Raw genomic sequence first — 8,952 nt, 5'->3', positions numbered from 1 at the left:
CCTGCTCGCCGAGGCCGACCCGGTCCAGCCAGCCCTGCGCGCGGGCGCGGGCGGCACGCCGGTCGGCACCCCGGCGGCGGGGCCCGAACGCCACGTTGTCCAGCGCGCTCAGGTGTGGGAAGAGCAGGTAGTCCTGGAACACCACGCCGACCGGCCGCCGCTCCGGCGGCGTCCACGCCCGCCGGTCGGGTCGGTCCAGGTCGACGCCGTCGAGCGTGAGGTGCCCGGCGGCGAGGGGGTGCAGCCCGGCCAGCACCCGCAACGCCGTGGTCTTGCCGGCGCCGTTCGGGCCGAGCAGCGCCACCACCTCCCCGGCGGCGATGCGCAGCCGGACGTCCAGTCCGAACGTGTCCCGGTCGGCGACCAGGTGCGCGTCGAGCAGGACCGGACCGCTCATGAGGTGCCGACCCAGCGGTCGCGCAGGCCGGCGAGGATGGCCACGGAGACGACGAGCAGGATGAGGCTGAGCACGATGGCGGCCTGCGGGTCGGTCTCCAGGGCCAGGTAGACGGCGAGCGGCATGGTCTGGGTGCGGCCGGGATAGTTGCCGGCGAACGTGATGGTGGCGCCGAACTCGCCGAGCGCGCGGGCCCAGCAGAGCACCGCGCCGGCCGCCACGCCGGGGGCGACCAGCGGGAGGGTGACCCGGGTGAAGGTGGTCCAGCGGCCGGCGCCGAGCGTGGCCGCGGCCTCCTCGTACCGGGGGTCGGCGGCCCGCAGCGCCCCCTCCACGGCGATGACCAGAAACGGCATGGCCACGAACGCCTCGGCCAGCACCACACCGGCGGTGGTGAACGGCAACGTCACCCCGAACGCGTCGTCCAGCCACGACCCGAGCAGCCCGCGCCGGCCGAAGACCAGCAGCAGCGCCACGCCGCCGACCACCGGCGGCAACACCAGCGGCACCGTGACCAGCGCGCGGACCAGCCGCCGCCCGGGGAACCGCACCCGGGCCAGGAGCCAGGCCAGGGGTACGCCGAGCGCGACGCAGAGCAGGGTGGCGGCGCTGGCGGTCTCCAGGGACAACCGGAGCGCGGTGAGCACGCCCGGTTCGGTGAGCCGCCGGGGCAGCGTGGTCCAGGGCGCCCGGACCAGCAGGCCGACCAGCGGCAGGACGAGGAAGAGCAGGCCCAGCCCGGCGGGCACGAGCAGGGCGACCGGGACCCGTTGCCGGCGTGCCACAGGCGTCACGACCCGGACGGGGCCTGGAACCCGGCGGCGGTGAGCACGGCCAGCCCCGCGTCGGAGCGGACGAAGTCGACGAAGGCGCGGGCGCCGTCGGGGTTGCCGCCGCCGCGCAGCACCACGATCGGGTAGTCGTTGACCGCCCGCGCGGACTCGGGGAACTCGACCGCGGCCAGGTCGGCGGCGGCGGCGCGGACGTCGGTGCGGTAGACCAGCGCGGCGTCGACCTCGCCGAGGCGCAGCTTGGCCAGCGCGCCCTTGACGTCCTGCTCCAGCGTGACCGGGGTGAGCCGGACGCCGGCGGCGTCCAGCGCGGTCCGGGCCGCCGCGCCACACGGCACCTGCTCGGCGCAGAGCGCCACCTTCACGCCGGGCCGGACGAGGTCGGCCAGGCCGGCGATCCGGCCCGGGTTGCCCTTCGGCACGGCGACGACGAGCTGGTTGCGGACCAGGACGGACGGGGTGCCGGCCGCGTCGCCGGCGTCGGTGACCGTCTGCATGGTCGCCGGGGACGCCGCCGCGAACACGTCGGCCGGCGCACCCTGGGTGATCTGGGTGGCCAGCGCCGAGCTGCCGGCGAAGTTGAACGTGACGGTGGTGCCCGGGTGGGCGGCCTCGAAGTCCTCACCGAGCCGGGTGAAGGACTCGGTGAGCGAGGCGGCGGCGAACACGGTCACCGGGCCGCCGCCGTTCCGCCCGGCCGCCGGGTCGTCCGTCCCGCCGCCGCAGCCGGCGAGCACGAGCGCCGCCGCGAGCGCGCCGGCGAGGGTGGCGCGGAGCCGCCGTGCGGTCACGGGTTGGTCCTTCCCTTGGGCGCGGGGGCGCGTTCCACCACCACGGTGGTCGACTTGATCACGGCCACGGCGACGGATCCGACCTGGAGGTCGAGGTCGTCGACGGCCTCGCGGCTCATCAGCGACACCACCCGGAACGGCCCGGCCTGGATGTCGACCTGGGCCATCACGGTGTCCTTGACGACGGCGGTGACGATGCCGCGCAGCCGGTTGCGGGCCGAGGTGAGCTCGGGGTGGCCCGGGGCGCGGACGAACGCGGCCAGGTCGGCGCCGACGAGCACCCGGTGGCCGTGCTCGTCGCGGGTGGCCGGCAGCCGGCCGGCGTCGATCCAACGTCGGACCGTGTCCGCGCTGACGCCGAGCAGTTCGGCCGCCTCGCCGATCCGGAACACCGTCACGCCGGCCACCCTACCGGCACGCAGGTGCGACGGTGAAGGGGCTCCGGCCCTGGCATGCACGAGGAGCGAAGCGGTGGCTACGGCGCACCTGCCCGTTCGAGCGCGGTCGGCCGGACGCGGTTCAGGACCGGTCGTAGACGGTCACCGCGATGTCGCGGGCGCACAGCGTGCGCAGCACCAACGGCTCGATCCGCTGCCACGAGCCGCCGGCCAGCCCGCACCCGATGCGCGGCATGTGCACCGACGCGCTTAGTTCCTCGGCGTGGTCGGCCAGAGCCGCCAGACAGCGTTCCACCGCGTCGTAGCGGATCGGCGGCCCGCCGCTGCCGCGTCGCATGCCGCGCTGGCCGACCATGTTGGCCACCCACAGGTCCGGCGCGACCCGCACCAGGCGGGTGGCGCCGAGGCCGAAGTCGTTGCCGGCCCGGTGCCGGTGCCAGTCGCGGTAGTCACGCTCCGGTTCGGGCCAGCGCCGGGAGATCGCCAGCACGAAGCCCTTGCCCCAGCCGCCCAGGTCGTTGCAGACGTGGGCGATCACCTTGGGACCCTTCGCCTGCGGGCTGGTCGCGTCCCCCTGGATGATCCGCAGCGCTCGCACGGTGACCATCCTGCCCGGGCGGTACGACGCTCAGCGTTGCGGCCGCGCGCCCACGCCCGGTCGGCTCACCGGCGGGCGGCCCTGCCAGGGCCAGCGGCCGTCCAGCTCGACCTCGAGCGAGAAGCTGAGGAACGTCCGGACCAGCACGATCAGCGCCAGCACGCCGACGCTGGTGAAGGTGGGCGACACCGCGACCGTGCGGATGATGTCGCCGCCGACCAGGAACTCCAGGCCGAGCAGGATCGCCCGTCCGACCCCCTGCCGGTACGCCCGGTAGTTCGCCACCACCTGCCGGGTGCGCCCGCAGCGCACCGCGAAGACCACCGTGGCGACCGCCACGCCGACCGCGATGACCAGCACCCCGGCCAGGTCCAGCAGTGCGCCGACGTGCTGGATGATCTCCTTGGTCGGCACCCGACACCCCCGTACCCCTCGGGTCCAGCCTGACGCACGGGCCGCGACCGGCAGGGGGATTCGGCGCTCCCGCCACCCGGTGGCGGGAGCGCGCGGGTGGTTCAGTCCTGGGCCTGCCAGCGGTAGAAGACCGTGGCCACCGAGTCCTGCGGGCCGTGCCACCGGTCCGGGCGGTACGGCTCGATGTACGGGCCGAGGTCCTGCATCACCTTGCCGAACGACGGGGCGTCCCCGTGCTGGTCCCGGGTCGCCTCGGCAGCCGCGGACTCCTGCTCCAGCAGGTGCACGTAGACGTCGTCGATCGAGTAGAGCCAGCGCCCGGTCACGCCCAGGTCGGTCGGGAGCGAGCCGGCGTCGGACTCGCCGAAGACCCGGGCCACGTCCGGCTCGGCGCCGGGCTTGATCCGCCCGACGATCACGGTGAGCGTGGTGTCCGCCGGCGGCTCGCCCTCGGGCGCCCAGTGGTAGAACTCCTTGGCCACCGAGTCCGACGGGTTCTTCCAGTAGCGCGGGTACGGGGTCACGTACGGGCCGATCGCCTCGGCGATCTTCTGGAACGCGGGCAGCCCGCGGGTCTGCCCGGAGATCCGCGGGTCCTGCTCCCGCTCGATCACGTGGAGGTAGAGGTCGTGGTGCGACAGCAGGTACCGGCCGATGACGCCCAGGTCCTGCGGCCGGGTGACCTGGTCGTAGTGGCCGAAGACGTCGCCGACGATCTGCTCGCTGCCGGGGACCATGTGGCAGACGATCACGTTCCGGAAGACCATGACTGCTCCTCGAAGACGGGTGGGACGGGCTAGACGGTGAAGGTGACCGGTAGTTCCAGCAGGCCGCGGAACGGCGAGGCGGCCGGCAGCCGGCGCACCTCGGCGAGCGGGACGCCGAGCCGCAGCCCGGGCAGCCGGCGCAGCAGCGCGGACAGCGCGAGTTCCGCCTCCATCCGGGCCAGCGAGACGCCCAGGCAGTAGTGCACGCCGTGGCCGAAGCCGAGGTGGGGTCCCCGGACCCGGCGCACGTCGAGCCGGTCGGGGTCGGCGAAGTGGCCGGGGTCGTGGTTCGCGGCGTTGATCGCCACCCCGACGATCGACCCGCGCGGGATGCGTACCCCCTGGTAGTCGACGTCCTCGGTGGTGATGCGCGGGCTGGCCACCGGCAGCGGGCCGTCGAACCGGAGCAGTTCCTCGATCGCCGCCGGCAGCAGGCGCGGTGTGGCGCGCAGCAGTTCGAGCTGCTCGGGGTGGGTGAGCAGGGCCAGTACGGCGTTGCCGAGGAAGTCGGCGGTGGTCTGGTGCCCGGCGAACAGCAGCAGGAACGTGGTGGTGACCAGTTCCGCCTCGGTCAGCGTCCCGTCCTGGTCGACCGCCCGGATCAGCGCGCCGATGATGTCGTCGGCCGGGTCGCCGCGTTTGGCCCGGACCAGGTCGGCCAGGTAGTGGTGCAGCCGTAGCTGCGCCTCCTGGACCGCCGCGCGTTCCTCCGCCGGCGGCCGGCTGGTCGAGCCGGAGGTGCGGATGACCTGGGTCCAGTCGAGCACCCGTCCGTGGTCGGCGGGCGGCACGCCGAGCAGCTCGCAGATGACGGTCATCGGCAGCGGGATGGCGAAGTCGTGCATCAGGTCCGACTCGCCCTGCGGGACGATCTTGTCGATGAGCTGGTCGACGATCACCGCCACCCGGGGACGCAACGCCTCGATCCGCCGGGGCGCGAACGCCTGCGACACGACCCGGCGCAGCCGGGTGTGCTCGGGCGGGTCGGAGTTGAGCATGTTGCGGTTCAACCCCTCCGAGTTCGGGCCGAAGATCCGCAGGTAGTGCTGGTCCGGCCCGTACAGGTCCTTGGACAGTCGCGGGTCGGTCAGCGCGGCGCGCGCGTCGTCGAAGCGGGTGATCAGCCACGAGTCGAACCGCGGCGAGCCGACCGGGCAGACCGGCCGTTCGTTCCGCAGCCGGGCGAACGTGGGGTACGGGTCGGCCGCGAACGCCTCGGTGTACAACTCGGCGGCCGGTACCTTGTCGTCGTCGGTCATCGCCCCTCCCCCGGCTCGCCGGCCACGCTGTGCAGCACCTGGTAGGTGTGGCGCTGCGCGGACTCGCGCAGCTCGCGGATGATGGTCAGCAGGCGGTCCCGGTGCGCGCTGCGGCCGAACGCGTCCAGCCGCTCCCGGTCCGCCCAGTCGCTGATGACCAGATAGCTGCGCGGGTCGTCGGCGTCGCGGACCAGGTCCTGGTGCAGGCAGCCGTCCAGGGACCGGATCTCCTGGGCGACGGTGAGCCACGCCGCCTCGAACTGTTCCTCGCACCCCTGGCGGGTCCGCATCGCCAGCACCGTGCGCACCCGGCTCACCGCGCGCTCCCGAAGATCAGGTGCAGGTGCTTGCGCAGCGCGTCCGGGTCGACGGGCGCGCCCCGGAACCCGACGTGCCCGTCCGGGCGGATCAGGTAGAGCCCGGTGCCCGTCAGCCCGTACCCGGCCCGGAACCGGCGGTCGGCGTCGCGCACCACCGGCGGGTCGGCCAGGCGCGGCTCGTCGGCCTCCGGGTCGAGCAGCAGGTACGCGTCGAGTTCGCCGCCGGCGAGGCGACGCGCGTCGGCGCACAGGTCGGTGAACCCGGCCAGCTGCGCCGGGTCGGCCGTGGCGTCGGCGTAGAGCAGGAGCGTGTGCCGGGTGCCCCGGGTGAGGTCCCGCAACCGCAGCGGGTGGCCGACCCCGCGCCGGCGCAACCCGTCCACGTCGGGCGCGATGTCGCCGGGGCGGGGCGCGTCACCGAGCGCGGCCGGGTCGGCGACGGTCTCCCCGACCAGCGGACTGCCGGCGTAGCTGAGCAGCATGGACATCTCCTGGAGGAACTGCCGTTCCAGGTCGGCGCGGTCCACCTCCTCGGTGCCGGCCATCCGTACCGCCCGGCCGACGATCTCCTCGCCCTCCGGGCGCCGCTCGGTCTCGTAGCTGTCCAGCAGGCCGGGCGCGGCCAGCCCGCGTACCGCCAGGGCCAGCTTCCAGGCCAGGTTCCAGGTGTCCTGGATGCCGGTGTTCATGCCCTGGCCGCCGGCGGGCGGGTGCAGGTGGGCGGCGTCCCCGGCGACGAAGACCCGGCCGTCGCGGTAGCGGTCGACGATGCCGTGGCTGATCCGGAACACCGACGACCAGCGCAGGTTGCTCGCCCGGGTGCCGGGCGGCGCGAGGCGGTCCAGCGCGGCCTGCACGTCGGCGATGGTCGGCTCGTCGAGTTCCTCGCTGAACCCGGGCGGGGCGTCCCGCCCGCCGGTCTGGGCGAAGAACCGGGGCGGGGCGAGGGTGGCGATGCGGTAGCGGTGCGCGCCGCGCAGCGGTACGCAGACCAGCATCCCGTCCATCTGCCCGTCGGTCATGTGCAGGAACCGCAGCAGGTGCCCGTCCGGCATGTCCCAGTTCACGTCGACGTCCACCAGCATGAACAGCTGCGGGAACCGGCCGAGCCCGCCGGTGAAGGTGAGCCCGAGCCGCTCCCGTACCCGGCTGTGCGCGCCGTCGGCGCCGACCAGGTACGCCGCGCGTACCGTCTCGGTGCCGCCGTCGGCGGTGCGGACGGTGGCGGTCACGCCGTCGGCGTCCTGGGTGAAGTCGACGAGTTCGGCGCCGCGCTGCGGGCGCACCCCGAGCGCGGCCAGCCGGGCGGTGAGGATCCGCTCGGTCTCGTACTGCGGCAGGCCGAGGTGGTCGTACGGCAGGCCGGGCAGCTCCCAGCTCATCCGGTGGGTCTGCTCGCCGTTGACGAAGACCATGTTGCCGGTGAGCCAGATGCCGGCGTCCATGGCCTCCCGGACGACGCCCTGCTCCTCCCAGATCTCCATGGTGCGGCAGTGCACACCTATCGCCTTGTCCGCGTGGCCGGGTGGCGTGAGCTGCTTGTCGATGACCCGGCAGTCGATGCCGCGCCGGGCCAGTTCGACGGCGGCGGTGAGCCCGGTGGGCCCCGCCCCGACGACCAGTACGTCCGTTGTCTGCTGCACGTCGGCCTCCCTGCCCGTGGTCGAGTGGCGGCCGGCCCCGTCGGGTGCGACGTGGAACAGGCGGCGCCGGATGTCGAGAAGGAACGGTGCGATCGGTCCGGCCTGCGCCGAGGCGTGCGCCGGGTCGCCGATCCAGTCCAGGAACGGCGCGGCGCCGTCCCACTCCGCGAAGATGTGGTGCGTGTCGGAGCCGGGCTCGCGGAGCAGCTGCTCACGCCGGTAGCCGGGGATCGCCGCCATCCGCCGTACCACCTCCGGGTAGCCCCGGTGGAACTCGGCGAGCCGGTCCCGTGGCACGGTCAGCTCGACGTCCACGTAGACCGGACCGTCGCCGTCGCCGCCCTCCCGCATCGGCGGGTAGTCGGGCGGGTCGGCCGGCTCGGTCAGCGGCCGGAGCAGGTCGGTCAGGCGTGCCGCCACGGGCCCCTGCCGGTACGCGCGCAGCGCCGCCTCGTCGGTCCACTCGGTGACCACGACGAAGCCGTAGGGGTCCAGGGCGTCGCGCAGCAGCTCGTGCCGGAGGCTGCCGGTGAGCGCGCCGACCTGTCCGGCCACGGTCTCCCAGGCCGGTCCGACCGCGGGCTCGCACCCCGGACGCGCGCGCAGCCGGAGCATCGTCCTGATCATGCCGCCCCCTCGAACCGTCCGGACCTCGTGCCGCGACCCTGCCGGAGGTCGCGTCACCCGTTCGTCACCGCCGCATGCCGCGGCGTCCCGCGCCGGTGACGCCGCCGGGACGCGGGACCGCTCCGAGCTTGTTGCAAAAGACTGGCAACAAGCCTCGACAGGCATCGCCTCAGTAACTATCGTCAGCGGCATGACTCCTTACGATGTGGATGCGCGCGCCTGGCAGGAGAGCTGGGACCGGCAGCAAGAGGCGTTCATGCCGGACCGGGAGCACCGCTTCGCCGCGATGCTCGACGCCGTCGACGCGGTCGCCGGTGACCGGACGCCGCGCGTGCTCGACCTGGCCGGCGGCACCGGTTCGATCAGCCTGCGCGCGTTGGCCCGCCGGCCCGACGCCGAGGTCACCCTGCTCGACCTCGACCCGGTGCTGCTCACCCTCGCCGAGGCGGCCCTGGCCGGCCGGGCCACCGTGGTCACCGCCGACCTCAACCACTCCGACTGGGCCGCCGCCCTGCCCCACCGGGACTACGACGCGGTGCTCACCGCCACCGCCCTGCACTGGCTCGACGGGCCGCGCCTGGCCGAGCTGTACCGCGAGATCCGGGACGTGCTGCGCCCGGGCGGCGTGTTCGTCAACGCCGACCACATGCCCGACGACGCGCTGCCGACGCTGACCGCGCGGCTCGGCGAGCGGGCCCGGGAGCAGCGGCACGCCCGGCACCGGGCCGGGGCGGCGCTGTCCTGGGCGGGGTGGTGGGCGCAGGCGGCCGACGACCCGACGCTCGGGCCGCTGGTGGAGAAGCGGCGGCAGATCTATCCGACCGGGCACAGCCCGGAGTGGAACCCGCCCGCGGCGTGGCATCTCGACGCGCTGCGCGCGGCCGGCTTCACCGAGGCCGGCGTGCTCTGGCGGGGTGGCGCCGACGCGGCCGTGGCCGCGCTGCGCT

Annotated in this window: 11 protein-coding genes; 1 reads left to right on the top strand and 10 read right to left on the bottom strand. The window is 74.5% G+C overall.

All coding sequences use genetic code 11. The annotated features are described in order from the left end of the window. From HUW36_RS18880 to HUW36_RS18835, 10 genes are all read right to left on the bottom strand, one after another. Window positions 1-397: ATP-binding cassette domain-containing protein (locus HUW36_RS18880; RefSeq protein WP_246248219.1), on the bottom strand; the 397-nt coding region annotated here is incomplete at its 3' end. After that, on the bottom strand, window positions 394-1,191 hold the full coding sequence (locus tag HUW36_RS18875; RefSeq protein ID WP_174529383.1) for an ABC transporter permease: 798 nt from the start codon (window positions 1,189-1,191) through the stop codon (window positions 394-396). The genes HUW36_RS18875 and HUW36_RS18880, both read right to left, overlap by 4 nt. After that, window positions 1,188-1,979 carry a molybdate ABC transporter substrate-binding protein gene (gene modA / locus HUW36_RS18870; protein WP_174529382.1) on the bottom strand — a complete coding sequence of 264 codons (792 nt, stop codon included), beginning with the start codon at window positions 1,977-1,979 and terminating at the stop codon, window positions 1,188-1,190. The genes HUW36_RS18875 and modA overlap by 4 nt, the downstream gene beginning before the upstream one ends. Beyond that, entirely contained in the window at window positions 1,976-2,377 is a 402-nt protein-coding gene (locus HUW36_RS18865) for a TOBE domain-containing protein (RefSeq protein WP_174529381.1), read from the bottom strand. The genes modA and HUW36_RS18865 overlap by 4 nt, the downstream gene beginning before the upstream one ends. Before the next feature lie 121 nt (window positions 2,378-2,498). Next, on the bottom strand, window positions 2,499-2,984 hold the full coding sequence (locus HUW36_RS18860; RefSeq protein ID WP_174529380.1) for a macro domain-containing protein: 486 nt from the start codon (window positions 2,982-2,984) through the stop codon (window positions 2,499-2,501). 21 nt (window positions 2,985-3,005) lie between these two features. Continuing rightward, window positions 3,006-3,389, bottom strand: a complete 384-nt coding sequence (locus HUW36_RS18855) for a DUF1622 domain-containing protein (protein ID WP_174529379.1) — start codon at window positions 3,387-3,389, stop codon at window positions 3,006-3,008. Window positions 3,390-3,490: 101 nt separating this feature from the next. Beyond that, on the bottom strand, window positions 3,491-4,156 hold the full coding sequence (locus tag HUW36_RS18850) for a TcmI family type II polyketide cyclase (protein WP_174529378.1): 666 nt from the start codon (window positions 4,154-4,156) through the stop codon (window positions 3,491-3,493). A gap of 29 nt (window positions 4,157-4,185) precedes the next feature. Beyond that, window positions 4,186-5,415: a cytochrome P450 family protein gene (locus tag HUW36_RS18845; RefSeq protein WP_174529377.1), complete on the bottom strand. Its 1,230-nt coding sequence runs from the start codon at window positions 5,413-5,415 to the stop codon at window positions 4,186-4,188. Continuing rightward, entirely contained in the window at window positions 5,412-5,732 is a 321-nt protein-coding gene (locus HUW36_RS18840; protein ID WP_174529376.1) for a putative quinol monooxygenase, read from the bottom strand. Before HUW36_RS18840 ends, HUW36_RS18845 begins: the two co-directional genes overlap by 4 nt. Continuing rightward, window positions 5,729-8,005 (bottom strand): FAD-dependent oxidoreductase, encoded by a 2,277-nt coding sequence (locus HUW36_RS18835; RefSeq protein ID WP_174529375.1) that lies wholly within the window; start codon window positions 8,003-8,005, stop codon window positions 5,729-5,731. The genes HUW36_RS18840 and HUW36_RS18835 overlap by 4 nt, the downstream gene beginning before the upstream one ends. Window positions 8,006-8,195: 190 nt before the next feature. Between HUW36_RS18835 and HUW36_RS18830 the strand changes: the two genes are divergently transcribed. Further along, window positions 8,196-8,952 (top strand): class I SAM-dependent methyltransferase (locus HUW36_RS18830; protein WP_174529374.1); only part of this gene is annotated, 757 nt, incomplete at its 3' end.

The organism is Micromonospora maritima (assembly GCF_902825405.1).
In the GTDB taxonomy this organism is placed as follows: Bacteria; Actinomycetota; Actinomycetes; order Mycobacteriales; family Micromonosporaceae; genus Micromonospora; species Micromonospora maritima.
The sequence above is the reverse complement of the archived record's forward strand: the minus strand, read 5'-3'. Positions and strand labels throughout refer to the sequence as shown.